We start from the raw sequence: 18,154 nt of genomic DNA, 5'->3' as shown, positions 1-18,154 counted from the left end.
CGATGACCGACGTCACGGTCGAGCGCATCGACACGCTGAAGACCGGCGATCTGCACGACCTGTGCGACGCCGCCGACGACGCCGTCAAGGCGGGGGGCGGCTTCGGCTGGGTGGCGCCGCCCGCCCGCGAAATCATGGAACGCTATTGGAAGGGCGTTCTGGTGGTGCCGGAACGCATCCTGTTCGTCGGCCGGCTGGACGGCGTCATCGCCGGCTCCGCCCAGCTGGTGAAGCCGGCCCGCAACAACGAGGCGCAGGCCCACGCCGCCACCCTGACCACCAGCTTCGTCGCCCCCTGGGCGCGCGGCCACGGGCTGGCCCGCCGCCTGACCGTGGCGGTGGAGGAGGAGGCGCGGGCGTCCGGCTTCCGCGTGCTGAACCTCGATGTGCGCGAAACCCAGAGCGCAGCCATCACGCTGTACGAGGATCTGGGCTTCCGCCGTTGGGGCACGCATCCCTTCTATGCGCTGGTGGACGGCAAAAGGCTGGCCGGACATTTCTATGTGAAAGACCTCACCCCCGACACGCTTCACGACACGCCATAGGACGAGACACCGCGATGATCATCTATCCCGCCATCGACCTCAAAGACGGTGCCTGCGTTCGGCTGCTGCGCGGCGAGATGAGCCAGGCGACCGTCTTCAACACCGAACCCGCCGACCAGGCCCGCCTGTTCGAAAGCCAGGGCTTCGAATGGCTGCATCTGGTCGATCTGAACGGCGCCTTTGAAGGCAAGCCGGTCAACGGCAAGGCGGTCGAGAGCATCCTGGGCGCCGTGACCGTTCCGGTGCAGTTGGGCGGCGGCATCCGCGACCTGAAGACCATCGCCCTGTGGCTGGAGAAGGGCGTCAGCCGCGTCATCCTGGGCACCGTCGCCTTGCGCGAGCCGGAACTGGTCCGCGAAGCCTGCCGGGAGTTCCCCGGCAAGGTCGCCGTGGGCATCGACGCGCGCGAGGGTTATGTGGCGGTCGCCGGCTGGGCCGAGACCTCGACCATCAAGGCGCTGGATCTGGCGCTGAAGTTCGAGGACAGCGGCGTCGCCGCCATCATCTACACCGACATCAACCGCGACGGTGCCATGGGCGGCGTGAACGTCGAGGCGACCTCCGACCTCGCCTTCCACCTGACCACCCCGGTGATCGCGTCGGGCGGCGTTTCCTCCATCGACGATCTGATCGCGTTGAAGAAGGAGGAGGACACCGGCATCCAGGGCGTCATCTGCGGCCGCGCGCTCTACGACGGGCGCATCGATCCGAAGACGGCGCTTGATCTCCTCTCATCCGTTTCCGTTTCTGGCACCCCCGTCACCGGAAAGGCCGGCTGATGCTCAAGATGCGCGTCATCCCCTGCCTGGACGTCAAGGACGGGCGGGTCGTCAAGGGGGTCAACTTCGTCGATCTGATCGACGCCGGCGACCCCGTGGAGCAGGCCCGCGTCTATGACCGGGAAGGGGCGGACGAGCTGACCTTCCTCGACATCACGGCCAGCCACGAGAACCGCGACACCATCTACGACGTGGTGCGCCGCACCGCCGAGCAGGTGTTCATGCCGCTGACCGTCGGCGGCGGCGTGCGCACGGTGGACGACATCCGCAAGCTGCTGCTGGCCGGCGCCGACAAGGTGTCGATCAACACCGCGGCCATCCACCGTCCGGAGTTCGTCCAAGAGGCGGCGGAGAAGTTCGGCGCCCAATGCATCGTCGTCGCCATCGACGCCAAGCAGGTCGAGCCAGGCCGCTGGGAGATCTTCACCCACGGCGGGCGCAAGGCCACGGGCATCGACGCCATCGAGTGGGCCAAGCGCATGGAGTCCTACGGGGCCGGCGAAATCCTGCTGACCTCGATGGACCGCGACGGCACCAAGAGCGGCTTCGACCTCGCCCTGACCCGCAAGGTGGCCGACGGGCTGCGCATACCGGTGATCGCGTCGGGCGGCGTCGGCACCCTGGACCATCTGGTGGAGGGCATCCGTGAGGGCCACGCCACGGCGGTGCTGGCGGCCTCCATCTTCCATTTCGGCACCTACACCATCGGGCAGGCCAAGGCGGCGCTGGCCGAGGCCGGCATTCCGGTGCGCCCGGCCCGCATGGCGGAGGCCGCACATGGCTGAGGACAAGATCTCCGCCGCGGTCCTGGACCGGCTCTACGCCACCGTCCAGGCGCGCAAGGGCGCCGATCCGGAGACCTCCTACACCGCCAAGCTGTTCCACCGCGGCACCGCCAAGATCGCCCAGAAGGTCGGCGAGGAAGCGGTGGAGACGGTCATCGAGGCGGTGCGCGGCGACAAGGCGGCCATGGCCTCGGAATCGGCGGACCTGCTCTATCACCTGATGGTGCTGTGGGCCGACGCCGGGCTGGAGCCCGCCGCGGTGTGGGAGAAGCTGGCCCAGCGCGAGGGCACCAGCGGCATCGCCGAGAAGAACGCGCGCAAGTCTTAAAGAACATCAAGGCGGAAGGGGAAACGACGCGATGGCCAAGACCTACGATCCGAACAACGTCTTCGCCCGCATCCTGCGCGGCGAAATCCCGTGCAAGAAGGTCCTGGAGACCGAGCACGCTCTGGCCTTCCACGACATCAACCCGCAGGCCCCGACGCACATCCTGGTGATCCCCAAGGGCGCCTACGTCGACATGGACGATTTCAGCGCCCGCGCGACGGAGGCGGAGATCGCCGGCCTGTTTCGCGCGGTCGGCGAGGTGGCGCGCGGCGCCGGCGCCGCCGAGCCCGGTTACCGCATCCTGTCCAACTGCGGCGAGGACGCGAACCAGGAGGTTCCGCACCTGCACATCCACGTCTTCGCCGGCCGCCGCCTCGGTCCGATGATCACCAAGGGGTGAGCCTCGGCGTGGCGATCCACGTGAAACATCGGCCTGAAACAGAAGGGCGCGGGGGAAACCCCCGGCGCCCTTTTCTTTTGGTCCGGTTCTTTTCGCTCACACCATGGCGCGGATCTGCCGCTCCGCCGCTTCGCCGTCGATGCGGCAGTAGACGGCCTGGACGACGCTGAAGGCACCGAAGGCGAACAGCCCGGCGGCCACCACCCCGAGCAGCCAGGGGCCGTAGGGCTGCTGCTGGAGAAACTGCAGCGCCTTGAGCAGCCCGCCGGACTCCGACGAGTCCGACTGCCACGCCGCCACCAGGAAGAAGCTGCCGACCACCGCGAAGACCAGCCCCTTGGCGGCGAAGCCGAAGCGGCCGATCGGACAGATGACTTTCATGGTGTCCGGGTCGGCGTTCAGCTCGCGGCGGAAGCTGGCCTTGTAGGCCTTGACGGCGTGGGCGACGGCCGCACCGATGATGGCGACCCCCACCGCGGCGACCAGGACGCGGCCCATCGGTTTGGCCAGCAGCCACGCCGTCCAGTCGTGCGCCGCTGTCTCGCCGTCGCCGCGCCCGCCGCCTTGCCCGGCCAGCAGCTTGATGGCGAAGATCGCCAGACCGGCGTGGATCACCCCGGCGACGATGAAGCCGGCGCGGACCACCAGCCCCTTGGGCGAGGTCCCGACATGGTCGACGTCCAGCACCGCCTGCATGACCCGCCACAACGCGTAGCCGGCCAGACCGAGCGCGGTCAGCGCCAGCAGGACCGAACCGAAGGGGTTCTGGAACAGCTCGACCAACGCGCCCTTGGTGTCGGTCGGCCGGTTGCTGCCGTAGGCCGCCGTGACGGCGAACCAGCCGACGATCAGATAGACGAGGCCGCGCGCGGCGTAGCCGAGCCGCGCCAGCCCTTCGATTTCGTTGAGCCTGTCGATGTGCCGTTGCAGCGGGGTCATGGCCCCCTCCCCCGTGTGTCAACCAGAGCCGCCGTTGGCCGGAACGACCAGGATCGGCGGTGGTTGACACAACCGAAGCCGCTGCGCTTCGGTTCCTCGGCGGGAGGAAAGAGACGCCGATCAGCTTGCCGGGGCGACGGTCTTCGGCAACAGGACGTAATACTCCCCGGCGCTCTTCATCACGCCGGCCTTCTCCTCCGCCTCCGGACCGTGACCCCAGAAGACGTCGCCGCGGACCGGGCCGCGGATGGCACCGCCGGTGTCCTGGGCGATCAGCAGGCGGCGCAGCCGCGTCTGGGCGTCCAGCGGGTCCTCGGCGTCCAGCCAGACCGGCACGCCGTAGGGCAGGAACTTGGAATCGATGGCGAGGCTGCGCCCCGGCGTCAGGGCGACATTCTGGGCGCCGTTCGGCCCCTCCCCCTTCAGCTCCTGGAAGAAGACGTAGGACGGGTTCTTGTTCATCAGCGCCGCCGCCTCGCCGGGGTTGGCCTGCAACCAGGCGCGGATGGTCTGGAGCGACACCTCCTCGCGCTTCAGGGCGCCGCGGTCGATCAGCTCCCGCCCGATGGCCACGTATTTGTGGCCGTTCTGGGCGGCGTAGCCGACGCGCGTCTCCGTTCCGTCGGGGAAGCTGACCCGGCCCGACCCCTGGATGTGCAGGAAGAAGGTGGCGATGGGGTCCTGCAGCCAGACCAGCTCCAGCCCCTTGCCGCTCAGCGCCCCAGCCTCGATGGCCGCGCGGTCCTCGAAGGGCTTCAGCCGGCCCGCGGTGACCCGCCCGGCGGTGCGCTCGCCCTTCCAGCGGTCGGCGAACTCGCCGAGATCGACCATCACCAGATCGGCGGGGCGCTTGTAGAGCGGCACCGGAAAGGCCGGGTCCGGCGTCCGGCTGCCCTTCAGCTCGACCTCGTAATAGCCGGTGAAGAGGCCGCGCCGCTCCTCGTTGTTGGCCGCGGCGTAGGGGGTGAACCACGTCTCGAAATAGGCGCGGGCCGCCGCGTCGTCGCCGGGCGGCAGCTTGGCCAGCTCGGCGCAAGGGGCCTGCCAGTCCGCCGCCTTGCCGCCGACCCCGTCGGGGCCGATGGAGCGGTCGGCGGCCAGCGCCTTGACCTTCGCGCAGGAGCGCTGGAAGGCCGGGACGGCCTCCGCCACGCGGTCGGCGCTCCAGCCGGGCAGCGCCGCGAAGGCGACGGGGGTGAGGACCAGCTTCTCGGGCGGAGGCGGAGGCGGCGCCTTGGCCTCCTCCTCCTTCCGCTCGCAGCCAATGAGAAACGCCGCGGCAAGGACTGCCGCGGCGCTGAGACGAACAACCGGAAGAGACAGCATCAGAACCGATCGGTCATTGAGGGGTGCGGGTTTCGACGAGCGCCCAGTTCGGGTCGCCGGCGCGGGTGTTGCGGGCGAAGGTCCAGACGTCCACGGCCTCGACCACGCTGTTCGGATCGCCGTCCACCACGGCGCCGGCGCTGTTGCGCACGACGTTCATCTGCTCCGACACGAATTTCACCGTGACCAGGGCGGTGCGGCCGTCCATGCGGGCCTCCACCACGTCGGCGTCGGTGATCGTCTCGATGCGGGTTTCCAGCGTCTCGCCGGCCGACTGGCGCTCGCGCACCGCACGAGCGAAGTTGTCGTAGACCTCGTCCGAGAGCAGCGGGCGCAGCGTGGCCGTGTCGCCCTTGGCGAAGGCCTCCACGATCATCTGGAAGGCGCCGCGGGCGCCCTGCAGGAAATACTTCTCGTCGAAGCTGGGGTCGGCGGCCTTGATCTGCTCCAGCGCGGTGGCCAGCGACACCGGCTCGTCGGGCGACGGGGCGGCGTTCGGCACGGGCCGCTCGCGGTTGGGCATCGCCACCACGTTGTCGGGCTGGTTGTTGGGGCGGGCCGTGAAGGGGTTCGGCCGCTGACGTTCCTCACCGGTGCGCCGGCCGAGCACGCTGCGCAGCCGGTACACGAGAAACGCCGCGATCATCGCGAAGATCAGGATCTCGACGAACACAAACCCATCTCCCATCATCCATCCTTCCGGGTGACTGAAGGCCGGCCCCGAAATCACCGGCCCCGCTTGATCCACTACTGGACCCTCCGGCGGGTGAGCATTAAGTGTACCGGAACGGTGCCGGGACCAAGTCCCTGCTCGCTCTCTCCGCCGAGGATTCCACCCGATGACCCGTGCCGGAGCTGTTCTTCCAACCAAAGATCGGGTGCGTACCCTGGTGTAGATAGGCCCTTGGGGTTGAAAGAGCAAGGACGGCCATGAATCCACTGTTGCTGTTGTTCCTTCTGCTGCCGATCGCGGAGATCGCGACCTTCATCGAGGTCGGCGACTGGATCGGCGCCGGTCCGACGGTCGGGCTGGTCATCCTGTCCGCCATCCTCGGGTCCGTCCTGATCCGCTGGCAGGGCCTGTCCGTGCTGAAGCGCGCGCAAGCGTCGGCGGAGCGCGGCGAGAGCCCGGTCGGCGCGGTGTTCGAGGGCTTCTGCGTCGTCGTCGCCGGCCTGCTGCTGATCATCCCCGGCTTCCTGACGGACATCGTCGGACTCCTGCTGTTCGTGCGCCCGATCCGCAACGCCTTGGGCCGCTGGCTGTTCGACCGTATGAAGGGGGTCGCGTCCTACCAGATGGGGGGCCGCATGGGGGGCCGGAGCTGGAGCAGCAGCGGCCCCGCCGGGTCGGACGGTCACCCGCGCAACCGCCCGCCGCCAGGGGTGATCGACGTCGATTACCAGGAGGTCGACCCCGACGGCGGCCGTCCGGGAAGCGGCGGTCCGGCGGACCGCGACGGGCGCGACGGGCCCGACGACATGCCCAAGCTCGGCGACTCCCGCTGGGCGCCGCCCGGTTCGCCCCACCGCAACGACCGCGGGTGAAACGCAGCGGTTTCACTTTGTGGAGCCAGCGTTTCCGTGCTAGCCAGCGGGTCTTGAAGACCTTTCCATCGTGATGCCGCCCAGCGGCCAGGAGTTGTCCATGTCCGATCAGCAGATCAACGGTCAAGATCAGGAAGCCGCCTCGTCGCTGCCGATGCATGTGCTGGCGCAGTATGTGAAGGACCTGTCCTTCGAGAACCCCAACGCCCCGCAGAGCCTGCTGCCCGGCCAGCCGCAGCCGCAGGTCAACATCGGCGTGGACGTGCAGGTTCAGCCGATGGGCGAGGACGTCTACGAGGTCGTGCTGAAGCTGCATTGCGAGGCCAAGCAGGCCGAGGCGACCGCCTTCCTGGTCGAGGTCGCCTATGGCGGCCTGTTCCAGCTTCCGGGCCTGCCGCAGGAGCATCATCGCCCGGTGCTGCTGATCGAGGCGCCGCGGATGCTGTTCCCCTTCGCCCGCGCCATCGTCGCCGGCTGCACCCAGGACGGCGGCTTCCCGCCGCTGATGATCAACCCGATCGACTTCGTCGACCTGTACCGCCGCCAGACCGCCGGCCAGCAGGCCCAGGCCGAAGAGGCGCCGCAGTCGCCGTTCTGATACGGCGGTTCTGACGGCAGCGTTCCGATCCGGGCCATTCGGTTTCGGACAAACAAAAAGGCGGGAGGCTCCACCGGGGCCTCCCGCCTTTTTTCGTGCCCTCCCCCACCCTTCGTCCGGACGGGGGAGAGGAAACCACCGACTACTGGTTCATGGATTCGAAGAATTCCGAGTTCGACTTGGTGTGCTTCAGCTTATCGACCAGGAAGTCCACCGCGTCGGTCACGCCCATCGGCATCAGGATGCGGCGCAGGATCCACATCTTCGAGATGGTGCCCTTGTCGACCAGCAGCTCCTCCTTGCGGGTGCCCGACTTGGAGATGTCGATGGCCGGGAAGGTGCGCTTGTCGGAGAGCTTGCGGTCCAGCACGATCTCCGAGTTGCCCGTGCCCTTGAACTCTTCGAAGATCACCTCGTCCATGCGGCTGCCGGTGTCGATCAGCGCGGTCGCGATGATGGTCAGCGAGCCGCCCTCCTCGATGTTGCGGGCCGCACCGAAGAAGCGCTTCGGGCGCTGCAGCGCGTTGGCGTCCACGCCGCCGGTCAGCACCTTGCCCGAGGAGGGAACGACGGTGTTGTAGGCGCGGGCCAGACGGGTGATGGAGTCCAGCAGGATGACCACGTCGCGCTTGTGCTCGACCAGCCGCTTGGCCTTCTCGATGACCATCTCGGCGACCTGAACGTGGCGGGTCGCCGGCTCGTCGAAGGTGGAGCTGATGACCTCGCCCCGCACGGAGCGGGCCATGTCGGTCACCTCTTCCGGACGCTCGTCGATCAGCAGGACGATCAGATAGGCTTCCGGGTGGTTGGTCGCGATGGAATGGGCGATGTTCTGCAGCATCACGGTCTTACCCGTGCGCGGCGGGGCGACGATCAGCCCGCGCTGGCCCTTGCCCAGCGGCGCCACGAGGTCGATGATGCGGCCCGTGTAGTTCTTCTTGGTCGGGTCGTCGACTTCCATGCGCAGCCGCTCTTCCGGATAGAGCGGGGTCAGGTTGTCGAAGTTGATGCGGTGGCGGACCTTGTCCGGCGCATCGAAGTTGATCGTGTTGACCTTGAGAAGGGCGAAGTAGCGCTCGCCATCCTTGGGCGCGCGGATCTGCCCCTCGACCGTGTCGCCGGTGCGCAGGCTGAAGCGGCGCACCTGGCTGGGGCTGACGTAGATGTCGTCGGGGCCGGGAAGATAATTGGCCTCCGGCGAGCGCAGGAACCCGAAGCCGTCCTGAAGAACCTCGAGCACGCCGTCGCCGTAGATCGGGACATCGTTTTCCGCCAGCTGCTTGAGGATGGCGAACATCATGTCCTGCTTGCGCAGCGTGCTGGCGTTCTCGATCTGCAGTTCCTCCGCGAACGCCAGCAGTTCGGCGGGGCTCTTGCACTTCAGCTCTTGGAGATGCATGGGGGTGCCTTAAGGGAATCGGTCATGCGAGGGGGAGTGCCAGAGGTCCCGGGCCGGCGCAGGGTGCGTCGGTTGAGCGTCGAACGGCGCTGAAGGCTGGGAATGCCTGTCGGACGTCGCGCCCAGATCGTTGGGGAGGGACGGAACGGCGGATGTGGGATGGGTGTCCGCGAGGCTTGCCGCCCCGTGGTGGGAAAGATGGTTAGCGGAACGCCGTCTGCAAGTCAAATGAAAGCGAATTCTTGGAAACAGGGCGGAATCTTGCGCGTCTTCGTCCGGGTCATCTCATCCGGGTCACGATGCCGCATCCCCTGTTATCCAGACCACCGGGCCACGACCTGGGACGTTTAGGACAGAAACGGTTTGGTTGACATCATGAGCCCGCATGACCGTTCCGGACCCGGAACCATCGTTGCTCCCGAAGCCTCCACCGACCCCCTGCCCTGGCACGCCCAGCCCCCGGACGAGGCCTTGGCCGCGCTGGACAGCCCCGACGACGGGCTGACTCCCGAGGAGGCGGCGGACCGCCGGCACCGGTACGGCCCCAACCGCCTGAGCCCGCCACCCCGCCGGTCGGCGCTGATGCGCTTCCTGGCGCAGTTCGACAATCTGCTGATCTATGTGCTGATCGGCGCGGGAGTCGTCACGGTCCTGCTGGGCGAGTTCGTGGACGCCGCGGTGATCGCCGGCGTCGTGCTGATCAACGCCGCCATCGGCTATGTCCAGGAAGGCAAGGCGGAGCAGGCGCTGGACGCCATCCGCAACATGCTGTCGCCGCAGGCGGTGGTCGTGCGCGGCGGCCATCAGGTCACCGTCCCGGCGGAGGAGCTGGTGCCCGGCGACCGGGTGCTGCTGGCCTCGGGCGACAAGGTGCCGGCCGACCTGCGGCTGGTCCGCGTCAAGGGCCTGCGTGTGCAGGAGGCGGCGCTGACCGGGGAATCCATGCCGGTTGCCAAGAGCGCCGACGCGGTGGCCGCGGACGCTCCCCTGGCAGAGCGCGGCGGCATGGCCTATTCCGGCACGCTGGTGGCCCAGGGACAGGCCACGGGCGTCGTGGTGGCCACAGGGGACCGGACGGAGCTGGGCCGCATCGGTACGCTCCTGGCGGGCGTGGAGGAGCTGACCACGCCGCTGCTCGCCCAAATGGCGGTCTTCGGGCGCTGGCTGACCATCGGCATTCTGGCGCTGACCGCGCTGACCTTTCTCTACGGTTCGCTGGTCCAGGGGGAGCCCTGGCCGGAGATGGTCATGGCCGCGGTCGGTCTGGCGGTGGCGGCGATTCCGGAGGGGCTGCCGGCGGTGATGACGATCACGCTGGCCATCGGAGTCACCCGCATGGCCCGGCGCAACGCCATCATCCGCCGTCTGCCGGCGGTGGAGACGCTGGGTTCGGTCGGAATCATCTGCTCCGACAAGACCGGCACGCTGACCCGCAACGAGCTGATCGTGCAGACCGTGGTGACCGCCGCGGGCGACTGCACAGTGACCGGCACCGGCTACCGCCCCGAAGGCGAGTTCCGGCGCGACGGCAAAGCCCTGGACCCCGCCGCCGATCCCGTCCTGGCCGAGCTGGCCCGCGCCGCCCTGCTGTGCAACGACGCCGAGCTTCAGCGGGGCGAGGAGGGCTGGACGGTGGCCGGCGACCCGACCGACGGCGCCCTGCTGGCACTGGGCATGAAGGCCGGGCTGGACGCGCGGGAGGAGGCTGTCCGTCGCCCACGTACGGACGTCATCCCCTTCGAATCCGAACACAAGTACATGGCCACCCTGCACCACGACCATGAGGGGCACGGGCTGCTGTACGTCAAAGGCGCGCCGGAACGCGTGCTGTCCATGTGCGCGCACGTACGGGCCGCGGATGGTGGCAGCGCGCCGCTCGACAGCGCCCACTGGCTGGCGCGGGTGGAGGAGCTGGCGGCGCGCGGCCAGCGCGTCCTGGCGCTCGCCGGGCGCCCTGCCCCGCCCGGCCAGACCGTTCTGGACATGGACGACGTGCGCAAGGGGCTGACCCTGCTCGGCCTGTGCGGCTTCATCGATCCGGCGCGCGAGGAGGCGGTGGCGGCGGTGGCCGAGTGCCAGGCGGCGGGAATCCGGGTGAAGATGATCACCGGCGACCACGCCGGCACCGCCCAGGCCATCGGGCGGCAGTTCAACCTGTCGGGCGACGCCGTGTCCGGGACCGACTTGGACCGGCTGGACGACACGGCGCTGGTTTCCGTGGCGCGCAACGCCGACGTCTTCGCCCGCACCACGCCGGAGCACAAGCTGCGCCTCGTTCGCGCGCTCCAGACGGCCGGCTACACCGTCGCCATGACCGGCGACGGGGTGAACGACGCGCCCGCCCTGAAGCGCGCCGACGTCGGCGTCGCTATGGGCTGCAAGGGCACGGAGGCCGCGAAGGAGGCCGCCAGCATGGTGCTGGCCGACGACAACTTCGCCTCCATCGCCCACGCCGTGGAGGAAGGGCGGACCGTCTACGACAATCTGCGCAAGACGATCCTGTTCATGCTGCCGACCAACGGCGCTCAGGCGATGGTGATCCTGGTCGCCGTGCTGGCCGGCTACACGCTGCCGATCACCCCGGTCCAGATTCTCTGGGTCAACATGGTGACGGCGGTGACGCTGGGCTTGGCGCTGGCCTTCGAGCCGCCGGAGGCCGCGGTGATGAAGCGCCCGCCCCGCCCCAAGGACGAGCCGATCCTGCCCGGCTTCCTGATCGGGCGCATGGTGTTGGTGATGGCGCTCCTGGTCGCCACCAGCTTCGGATTCTTCCTGCTGCACGAAGGGCACGGCGATCCGACGCCGGTCGCCCGCACCATGGCCGTCAACGCGCTGGTGATGGGCGAGATCTTCTTCCTGCTGAACGCCCGGGCGGTCACCGCCTCGGTGCTGAACCAGCGGGGGCTGTTCGGCAGCCGCCCGGTGTGGATCTCCATCGGGCTGATGCTGGTCTTCCAGCTCGCCTTCACCTACGCCCCGCCCCTGCAGAGCCTGTTCGGCACAGCGGCGGTGGACTGGACCCAGTGGGTGGCCATGACGGCGGCCGGTCTGGCGATCTTCCTGGCGGTGGAGGCCGAGAAGGCGGTCACCCGCCGGGTGATGGGGCGGCGGGGCTGACCGCCCCTACGATTCCGGGCCGCCCATGTCGTGGAAGCCGATGTCGTAGCAATGGTCGGCGACCCAGTCGCGGAACGCCTCTTCGCCCAGCCTGCCGGCGGCGAGCGCCAGGATGATGTCCGCCGCCTCCCGCTCCGCCGCGTCCAGTTCGAAGCCGTTCAGGCCGAGACACAGGCCCAGCGCCACGAACGCGGCGCGCTTGTTTCCGTCCACGAAGGGGTGATTGCGGCAGACGCTGACGCACACCGCAGCGGCCAGATCGAAAATGGTCAGCCGGTCGTCACCATAGGCGATGAGCTGGTAAGGACGGGCCAGCGACGCCTCCAACGCCCCGAGGTCGCGCATGCCGGGCGCGCCGCCATGTTCCAGCAGCAACTCGCCATGCAGGTCGAGCACCGCCTGGAGCGGCGGGTTGACGTAGGGACGTCCCTGGATCGACGGGTGGTCCACGCCGACCTACTTGGACAGGATGTCCATGGTGCGGCGGTAGCGCGCGGAAAAGCGCCGGCCGATGTCCATGGCGCGGTTGTAGCTGTCGTCGGTCTTGGAGATCTCGATGCGGCCATCGCGCACCTCCACGGACACCGCGTCGCCCCGCTGAAGGTCCGCCGCCGCAAGCACGTCGCGCGGCAGGGTGAGCCCGGTGGAATTGCCGACCTTGGTCAGTTTGGTGGTGTGCATGGCGACCTCCGCGCTGGATCGGCACAGAATGTAATTACGTTCGTTATTACGTCAAGGGCGATGGCCGGCCCGTACCGGTCATCGCCCTGCCCCATTCCGTCAAAACGGCTTCACGATCACGAAGATGACGATGCCGATCATCAGCAGGGTCGGCGCCTCGTTCCACATGCGGAAGAAGCGCTGCGGGCGGGTGTTGCGGTCCGCCTCGAAGTCCTTGCGCCAGCGCGCCATCATCATGTGCGTGACGGTCAGGGCCAGCACGAACAGCAGCTTGGCGTGCAGCCAGCCCTGCTTCATCCAGGCCGGTTCCATCACGATCATCGCGATTCCGAACAGATAGGCCGCGCCCATCGCCGGATTCATGATGGCGCGCAGCAGGCGGCGTTCCATCACCTTGAAGCGCTCCGAGGATTCGGAGCCCGGCGCCGTCTCACAATGATAGACGAACAGCCGCGGCAAATAGAGAAGCCCGGCCATCCAGGCGATGATGCTGATGACGTGCAGAGCCTTGACCCAGAGGTAAAGCACTGGAATCCCCTTCCCTTCCCGTTGCGCGCTTTTTTTAACCCACCGGCGCCTCAGCCCCGGTTCGGCCAGTCCTTGATCAGACGGGCCAGCTCGGCCACGTGTTCCGGCGGGGTGGTCTGGATCACGCCGTGGCCCAGGTTGAAGACGAAGGGCCTGCCGGCGAGCGTCTCCAGAATCTCCGACGCCGCATTGCGCAGGGCCTCGCCACCGGCGGCGAGCATGATCGGGTCGAGGTTGCCCTGCACCGGCAATCTGGATTGCAGATTCCCGGCCGCCCAAGCCACCGGGACGGTGGTGTCGAGCCCGACCGCATCCACACCACTGCCCGTCACGTACTCCTCATAGGAGAGGCCCGCACCGCGCGGGAAACCGATGACCGGAATCGCGGGGTGGCGCGCCTTGATCAGATCCACGATGCGGCGCGTCGGCTCGATCACCCAGCGGCGGAATTCGCCCGCCGGCAGGACGCCCGCCCAGCTGTCGAAGAGCTGCACCACCTCGGCTCCGGCTTCGATCTGGGTGCACAGGTAGTCGGCGGTCACCTCGACCAGCAGATCCATCAGCGCACCGAATCCGGCGGGGTCGCCGTAGGCCCAGCGCTTGACATGCGCGTACTCCTTGGACCCCGCCCCCTCGACCATGTAGCAGGCGATCGTCCAGGGCGCCCCGGCAAAGCCGATCAGCGTGGTGTGCGCGGGAATCGCGCTGGAGAGGCGGCGGACGGTCTCGTAGACCGGTTCCAGCCGCTCGTGGAAGCGGTCGCGCGACAGGCGCTTGAGGTCGTCCACGCTTCTCACAGGGTCCAGCTTCGGCCCCTCGCCCTCCAGAAAGGCCAGCGGCTGGCCCAGGGCGTGCGGCACCACCAGGATGTCGGAGAACAGAATCGCCGCATCCATGTCGTAGCGGCGCAGCGGCTGCAGGGTCACTTCGACCGCGTGATCCGGGTTGTAGCACATGTCCAGGAAGCTGCCGGCCTTGGCGCGCAATTCCCGATATTCCGGCAGGTAACGGCCGGCCTGGCGCATCAGCCAGAAGGGCGGGCGCGAACGCACCTCGCCGGTGAGGGCGGCGAGCATCGGCTTGGCAATCTTGGTCACGGCCTCGGACACGGCGGATCGTTCCCCTGTAAGTGAATCGGGTCTGCGGGTTTTCACCCTTCTACTCAGTATTCTTTTTAAAGAGAGAAAGGAAGAAGGGGTGGTGGGTGCCTGTGGAAAACGGGAATCCCCGCTTTGCGCAGAATCGTCCACAGGCCGGACGGTGCGCTGTGGACGAAAATCGGATTCTGTGGACGACTCCGGACGCTTTCGCCGGAAACGGCGGAAATGCTATATCGGGAAGCCTGGGAATCCCGTGGATAACATGGTCCGCGGGAGTCATTGTACCCATGTTCCGGAGAGGGCGCGCGGATTGTCCCGAAGGGGGCGCCAGCGGGGGCGACGAGTCCCGCCCCGAGGGACAGAATCCAGGAGATCCCCGTTGTCCACAGATTCGGACGGGTTCTCCACAACACGTTGGGGACGGATGAGACAGTTCCACCTGCATCTTGTGTCGGACGCAACCGGCGAGACGATCAACAGCGTCGCCCGCGCCTGCGTCATCCAGTTCGACGATGTTCGCCCGGTCGAGCATTTCTGGAATCTCGTGCGGACCGAGCGTCAGCTCGACATGGTTCTGGAGGGCGTCCAGGAGAATCGCGGTCTCGTCATGTTCACTCTGGTGGACGAGAAGCTGCGCCGCCGCCTTCAGGACTTCTGCCGCGAGGTGCAGGTTCCCTGCATTCCGGTCCTCGACCCGCTGATCAACGCGCTGGCCGCCTTCCTCGGCGTGGAATCACAGCGCCAGCCCGGCCGCCAGCACGCCTTGGACGCCGAATATTTCGGGCGTATGGACGCGATGGATTTTGCGCTGGCCCACGACGACGGCCAATCGAGCTGGGACCTGCACGAGGCCGACGTGATCCTGATGGGCGTGTCGCGCACGTCCAAGACGCCGACCTGCATCTATCTGGCGAACCGCGGCATCAAGGCGGCGAACATCCCGATCGTTCCCGGTTGCCCGATGCCGCCGGAGATCGAGAAGCTGACCCGGCCGCTGGTCGTCGGCCTGACCAAGGACCCGGACCGTCTGGTGCAGATCCGTCGCAACCGGCTGAAGCTGCTGAACCAGAACGAGTCCTCGACCTACGTCGATCCCGAGGTGGTGCGCGCCGAGGTCACCGACGCCCGGCGCATGTTCACCCGGCGCGGCTGGCCGGTGATCGACGTGTCGCGCCGCTCCATCGAGGAGACGGCAGCGGAGATCATGATGCTGCTCGCCCGCCGCCAGACCGGCGGCCTGCCCGGGGTGGTCCCCGAGGGGCCCCTGACGTGAGCGGAGCGATTCCCACCGTCGTCCTCGCCTCCGGTTCCCGCACCCGGGCGGAGATGCTGGAACGCGCCGGGGTGCGCGTCACCCTTGCCCCTGCCGCGGTGGACGAAGAGGAGATCAAGCTGGCCGCCCGCGCCGAGGGCGCCCCGGTCGAGGATGTGGCCGAGGCTCTGGCCGAGCTGAAGGCGCAGCGCGTCACCCGTAAGCATCCGGGCGCTCTGGTGATCGGCGCTGACCAGATGCTGGAATGCGAGGGCCGCTGGTTCGACAAGCCGGCCGACCGCGACGCCGCGCGGACCCAGCTTCAGGACCTGCGCGGCAAGACGCACCGGCTGGTGAGCTGCGCCGTGGTGATCCGCGACGGCGAGCGGCTGTGGCACCATGTGGACCGCGCCCGCCTGACCATGCGCCCGTTCAGCGACGCCTTTCTGGAGTCCTACCTGAACGCAGCGGGCGACGACGTGATGGGGTCGGTCGGCGCTTATCACCTCGAAGGCTTGGGCGCGCAACTCTTCCACCGGGTGGACGGCGACTTCTTCACGATCCTCGGGCTGCCGCTGCTGCCGCTGCTCGGGTTCCTGCGGGTGCATGGGGTGATTGCGGAATGACGATCAGCGGCAAGGCGAAGCTGGCCGGGGTGATGGGCTGGCCGATCGGCCATTCGCGCTCGCCCCGGCTGCACGGTTATTGGCTGGAGCGGTACGGCATCGACGGCGCCTATGTGCCGCTGGCCGTGCCGCCCGACCGCATCGAGCAGGCCATCCGCGCTCTGCCCGCGCTGGGCTTCCGCGGCTGCAACGTGACGGTGCCGCACAAGGAGACCGCTTACCGCACGGTCGACCGTCTGGACGCCACCGCTAGGCGGATGGGTGCCGTCAACACCATCGTGGTCGGCGAGGACGGGGCGCTGGAAGGCCGCAACACCGACGGCTTCGGTTTCATCGAGAACCTGAAGAGCGGCGCGCCGGGCTGGAAGGCATCGGACGGGCCGGCGCTGGTCATCGGGGCCGGTGGCGCGGCGCGGGCCGTCGTCGCCTCTCTCCTCGACGAGGGTGCTCCGCGGGTCTGGCTGGTCAACCGCACACGGGCGCGGGCCGACGAACTGGCCGCTGATATCGGCAACAGTGATGGGGTTGGCGCCATCGAGACCGCCGATTGGGTTTCACGTGAAACGCTTCTCGAAGGTGTGGCGCTGGTGGTGAACACGACGACCCAGGGCATGGCCGGCCAGCCGCCGCTGGAGCTGGACCTCCGCGCCCTGCCCGGTTCGGCCGTCGTCACCGACATCGTCTACACGCCCCTGATGACCCCGCTTCTGACCGCCGCGCAGGCGCGCGGCAACCGGGTGGTGGACGGCGTCGGCATGCTGCTCCATCAGGCCCGCCCTGGCTTCGCCGCTTGGTTCGGCCGGGAGCCGGAGGTGACCGAGGGGCTGAAGGCGGCCGTTCTCCAGGGCTGAGGGCGCGCGATGATCGTCTTGGGACTGACCGGCTCCATCGGCATGGGCAAGAGCACGGCGGCGCGCATGCTGAAGCGCATGGGCGCGCCGGTCTGCGACAGCGACGCCGTGGTGCACGGCCTGCTGGGGCGCCACGGCACGGCGGTGCCGGCCATCGCGGCGGCCTTCCCCGGCGTCGTGGTGGATGGTGCGGTGGACCGGCGGGCGCTGGGGGCCGCGGTGTTCGGCAACCCGGCGGCGCTGAAGCGGCTGGAGGCGATCCTCCACCCGGCGGTGCAGGCCGCTCAGCGGCGCTTCCTCCGGCAGGCGGCGCGCCGCCGCGTCCGCGTGGCGGTGTTGGACATCCCCCTGCTGTTCGAAACCGGCGGGGAGCGCAAGGTCGACCGCAGCGTGGTCGTCACCGCCCCCTTCCTGGTGCAGAAGTCACGGGTGCTGGCGCGGCCGGGCATGACGCCGGACAAGTTCGCCGCTATTCTGGCCCGGCAGATGCCCGACGCGGAGAAGCGGCGGCGCGCCGACCACGTCGTCAACACCGGCGACGGACGGCGGGCCACCCGGCGGGCGCTGCGCAACATCCTCGCCGACGTGAAGCGGCGCCGCGGCCGGCAGTGGCCGCCGCGGGGATACCAGCCCGGACAGGTGGTTCATGCGTGAGATCGTCCTCGATACGGAAACGACCGGCTTCAAGCCCGAGGAAGGGCACCGGCTGATCGAAATCGGCTGCGTCGAGCTGCACAACCACGTCGCCACCGGCAAGACCTTCCACTGCTACGTCAACCCGGAGCGCGACGTGCCGCCGGACGCCGTGGCGGTGCACGGGCTGACGACGGAGTTCCTGGCGGACAAGCCGCTGTTCAACGACGTGGTGGCGGAGTTCGTGGCCTTCATCGGCGACGCGCCGCTGGTCATCCACAACGCGGCCTTCGACATGCACTTCCTGAACTGGGAGATGCGGATCGCCGGCTATCCGGTGATGCCGAAGGACCGGGCCATCGACACGCTGCTGATGGCGCGGCAGAAGTTCCCCGGCGCGCCGGCCACCTTGGACGCGCTCTGCAAGCGCTTCGGCGTGGACAATTCCAGCCGCACCTACCACGGCGCGCTCCTCGACGCCCAGCTTCTGGCCGAGGTGTATCTGGAGCTGCGCGGCGGGCGGCAGGCCGGTCTGGCGCTGGCCTCCGGCCCGGCAACGGGCGGCCCCGCGGCGATCCGCATCGACCGCCCCTACCGCGCCCCACGCGCCCACGCGCCGAGCGAGGAGGAACTGGCGGCCCATGCGGAGCTTCTCAAGAAGCTGAAGAACCCGCTCTGGGCCGCCGAGTGAGGTGTCATTCCCTCTCCCGTCCCGGGAGAGG

21 protein-coding genes are annotated in these 18,154 nt (G+C 68.5%); 13 read left to right on the top strand and 8 right to left on the bottom strand.

The window, feature by feature from the left end; genetic code table 11:
- Positions 1-2 precede the first annotated feature (2 nt).
- Genes AMK58_RS00500 through AMK58_RS00480 form a run of 5 tightly spaced genes read left to right on the top strand, consistent with a single transcriptional unit; the run spans position 3 to position 2,837 of the window.
- A complete protein-coding gene (locus AMK58_RS00500; protein ID WP_035670288.1) occupies positions 3-545 on the top strand; it encodes a GNAT family N-acetyltransferase in 543 nt (180 codons plus the stop codon).
- 14 nt (positions 546-559) lie between these two features.
- Positions 560-1,324 (top strand): 1-(5-phosphoribosyl)-5-[(5-phosphoribosylamino)methylideneamino]imidazole-4-carboxamide isomerase, encoded by a 765-nt coding sequence (gene hisA, locus AMK58_RS00495; protein WP_035670291.1) that lies wholly within the window; start codon positions 560-562, stop codon positions 1,322-1,324.
- Complete coding sequence (gene hisF / locus AMK58_RS00490; RefSeq protein ID WP_035670296.1) at positions 1,324-2,109, top strand: imidazole glycerol phosphate synthase subunit HisF; 786 nt, start codon at positions 1,324-1,326, stop codon at positions 2,107-2,109. Before hisA ends, hisF begins: the two co-directional genes overlap by 1 nt.
- Entirely contained in the window at positions 2,102-2,437 is a 336-nt protein-coding gene (locus tag AMK58_RS00485) for a phosphoribosyl-ATP diphosphatase (RefSeq protein ID WP_035670299.1), read from the top strand. Before hisF ends, AMK58_RS00485 begins: the two co-directional genes overlap by 8 nt.
- A 31-nt stretch (positions 2,438-2,468) precedes the next feature.
- Positions 2,469-2,837 (top strand): histidine triad nucleotide-binding protein, encoded by a 369-nt coding sequence (locus AMK58_RS00480; RefSeq protein WP_014238910.1) that lies wholly within the window; start codon positions 2,469-2,471, stop codon positions 2,835-2,837.
- Between the two features lie 96 nt (positions 2,838-2,933).
- Here AMK58_RS00480 and AMK58_RS00475 read toward each other — a convergent pair whose 3' ends face one another.
- From AMK58_RS00475 to AMK58_RS00465, 3 genes are all read right to left on the bottom strand, one after another.
- Positions 2,934-3,776: a DUF1206 domain-containing protein gene (locus tag AMK58_RS00475; protein ID WP_035670301.1), complete on the bottom strand. Its 843-nt coding sequence runs from the start codon at positions 3,774-3,776 to the stop codon at positions 2,934-2,936.
- A gap of 120 nt (positions 3,777-3,896) precedes the next feature.
- Positions 3,897-5,102, bottom strand: coding sequence for a murein transglycosylase A (gene mltA, locus AMK58_RS00470; RefSeq protein WP_035670303.1), 1,206 nt, complete (start codon positions 5,100-5,102; stop codon positions 3,897-3,899).
- A gap of 13 nt (positions 5,103-5,115) precedes the next feature.
- On the bottom strand, positions 5,116-5,790 hold the full coding sequence (locus tag AMK58_RS00465; RefSeq protein WP_035670305.1) for a Tim44/TimA family putative adaptor protein: 675 nt from the start codon (positions 5,788-5,790) through the stop codon (positions 5,116-5,118).
- Positions 5,791-6,032: 242 nt separating this feature from the next.
- Between AMK58_RS00465 and AMK58_RS00460 the strand changes: the two genes are divergently transcribed.
- Positions 6,033-6,647, top strand: a complete 615-nt coding sequence (locus tag AMK58_RS00460) for an FxsA family protein (RefSeq protein WP_051140027.1) — start codon at positions 6,033-6,035, stop codon at positions 6,645-6,647.
- 100 nt (positions 6,648-6,747) lie between these two features.
- Entirely contained in the window at positions 6,748-7,245 is a 498-nt protein-coding gene (secB, locus tag AMK58_RS00455; protein WP_035670309.1) for a protein-export chaperone SecB, read from the top strand.
- 142 nt (positions 7,246-7,387) lie between these two features.
- Here secB and rho read toward each other — a convergent pair whose 3' ends face one another.
- A complete protein-coding gene (gene rho, locus AMK58_RS00450; protein WP_014238917.1) occupies positions 7,388-8,644 on the bottom strand; it encodes a transcription termination factor Rho in 1,257 nt (418 codons plus the stop codon).
- 375 nt (positions 8,645-9,019) lie between these two features.
- Between rho and AMK58_RS00445 the strand changes: the two genes are divergently transcribed.
- Positions 9,020-11,761: a cation-transporting P-type ATPase gene (locus tag AMK58_RS00445; RefSeq protein ID WP_079285566.1), complete on the top strand. Its 2,742-nt coding sequence runs from the start codon at positions 9,020-9,022 to the stop codon at positions 11,759-11,761.
- A gap of 6 nt (positions 11,762-11,767) precedes the next feature.
- Here the strand turns inward: AMK58_RS00445 and AMK58_RS00440 are convergent, their stop codons facing one another.
- The 4 genes from AMK58_RS00440 to hemE all read right to left on the bottom strand — a co-directional run bounded on the left by AMK58_RS00440 (position 11,768) and on the right by hemE (position 14,046).
- Positions 11,768-12,211: a type II toxin-antitoxin system death-on-curing family toxin gene (locus AMK58_RS00440; RefSeq protein ID WP_035670312.1), complete on the bottom strand. Its 444-nt coding sequence runs from the start codon at positions 12,209-12,211 to the stop codon at positions 11,768-11,770.
- A 6-nt stretch (positions 12,212-12,217) separates the two neighbouring features.
- Complete coding sequence (locus AMK58_RS00435) at positions 12,218-12,442, bottom strand: AbrB/MazE/SpoVT family DNA-binding domain-containing protein (RefSeq protein WP_014238921.1); 225 nt, start codon at positions 12,440-12,442, stop codon at positions 12,218-12,220.
- A gap of 99 nt (positions 12,443-12,541) precedes the next feature.
- A complete protein-coding gene (hemJ, locus tag AMK58_RS00430) occupies positions 12,542-12,970 on the bottom strand; it encodes a protoporphyrinogen oxidase HemJ (protein WP_035670314.1) in 429 nt (142 codons plus the stop codon).
- Positions 12,971-13,020: 50 nt separating this feature from the next.
- The gene (gene hemE / locus AMK58_RS00425) at positions 13,021-14,046 is read right to left on the bottom strand and encodes a uroporphyrinogen decarboxylase (protein WP_104675373.1); all 1,026 of its coding nucleotides are present in this window, start codon (positions 14,044-14,046) and stop codon (positions 13,021-13,023) included.
- Positions 14,047-14,494: 448 nt separating this feature from the next.
- Here hemE and AMK58_RS00420 point away from each other — a divergent pair, with 448 nt between their 5' ends.
- The 5 genes from AMK58_RS00420 to dnaQ are packed head-to-tail and all read left to right on the top strand — an operon-like array spanning position 14,495 to position 18,123.
- Entirely contained in the window at positions 14,495-15,343 is an 849-nt protein-coding gene (locus tag AMK58_RS00420; RefSeq protein WP_035670316.1) for a pyruvate, water dikinase regulatory protein, read from the top strand.
- Positions 15,340-15,948 (top strand): Maf family protein, encoded by a 609-nt coding sequence (locus tag AMK58_RS00415; RefSeq protein WP_035670318.1) that lies wholly within the window; start codon positions 15,340-15,342, stop codon positions 15,946-15,948. Before AMK58_RS00420 ends, AMK58_RS00415 begins: the two co-directional genes overlap by 4 nt.
- On the top strand, positions 15,945-16,799 hold the full coding sequence (locus AMK58_RS00410) for a shikimate dehydrogenase (protein ID WP_035670320.1): 855 nt from the start codon (positions 15,945-15,947) through the stop codon (positions 16,797-16,799). The genes AMK58_RS00415 and AMK58_RS00410 overlap by 4 nt, the downstream gene beginning before the upstream one ends.
- A gap of 9 nt (positions 16,800-16,808) precedes the next feature.
- On the top strand, positions 16,809-17,453 hold the full coding sequence (gene coaE, locus AMK58_RS00405) for a dephospho-CoA kinase (protein ID WP_035670323.1): 645 nt from the start codon (positions 16,809-16,811) through the stop codon (positions 17,451-17,453).
- Complete coding sequence (gene dnaQ, locus AMK58_RS00400; protein WP_059398471.1) at positions 17,446-18,123, top strand: DNA polymerase III subunit epsilon; 678 nt, start codon at positions 17,446-17,448, stop codon at positions 18,121-18,123. Before coaE ends, dnaQ begins: the two co-directional genes overlap by 8 nt.
- Positions 18,124-18,154: the final 31 nt, after the last annotated feature.

This window comes from Azospirillum brasilense, assembly GCF_001315015.1.
In the GTDB taxonomy this organism is placed as follows: domain Bacteria; phylum Pseudomonadota; class Alphaproteobacteria; order Azospirillales; family Azospirillaceae; genus Azospirillum; species Azospirillum brasilense.
The sequence above is the reverse complement of the archived record's forward strand: the minus strand, read 5'-3'. Positions and strand labels throughout refer to the sequence as shown.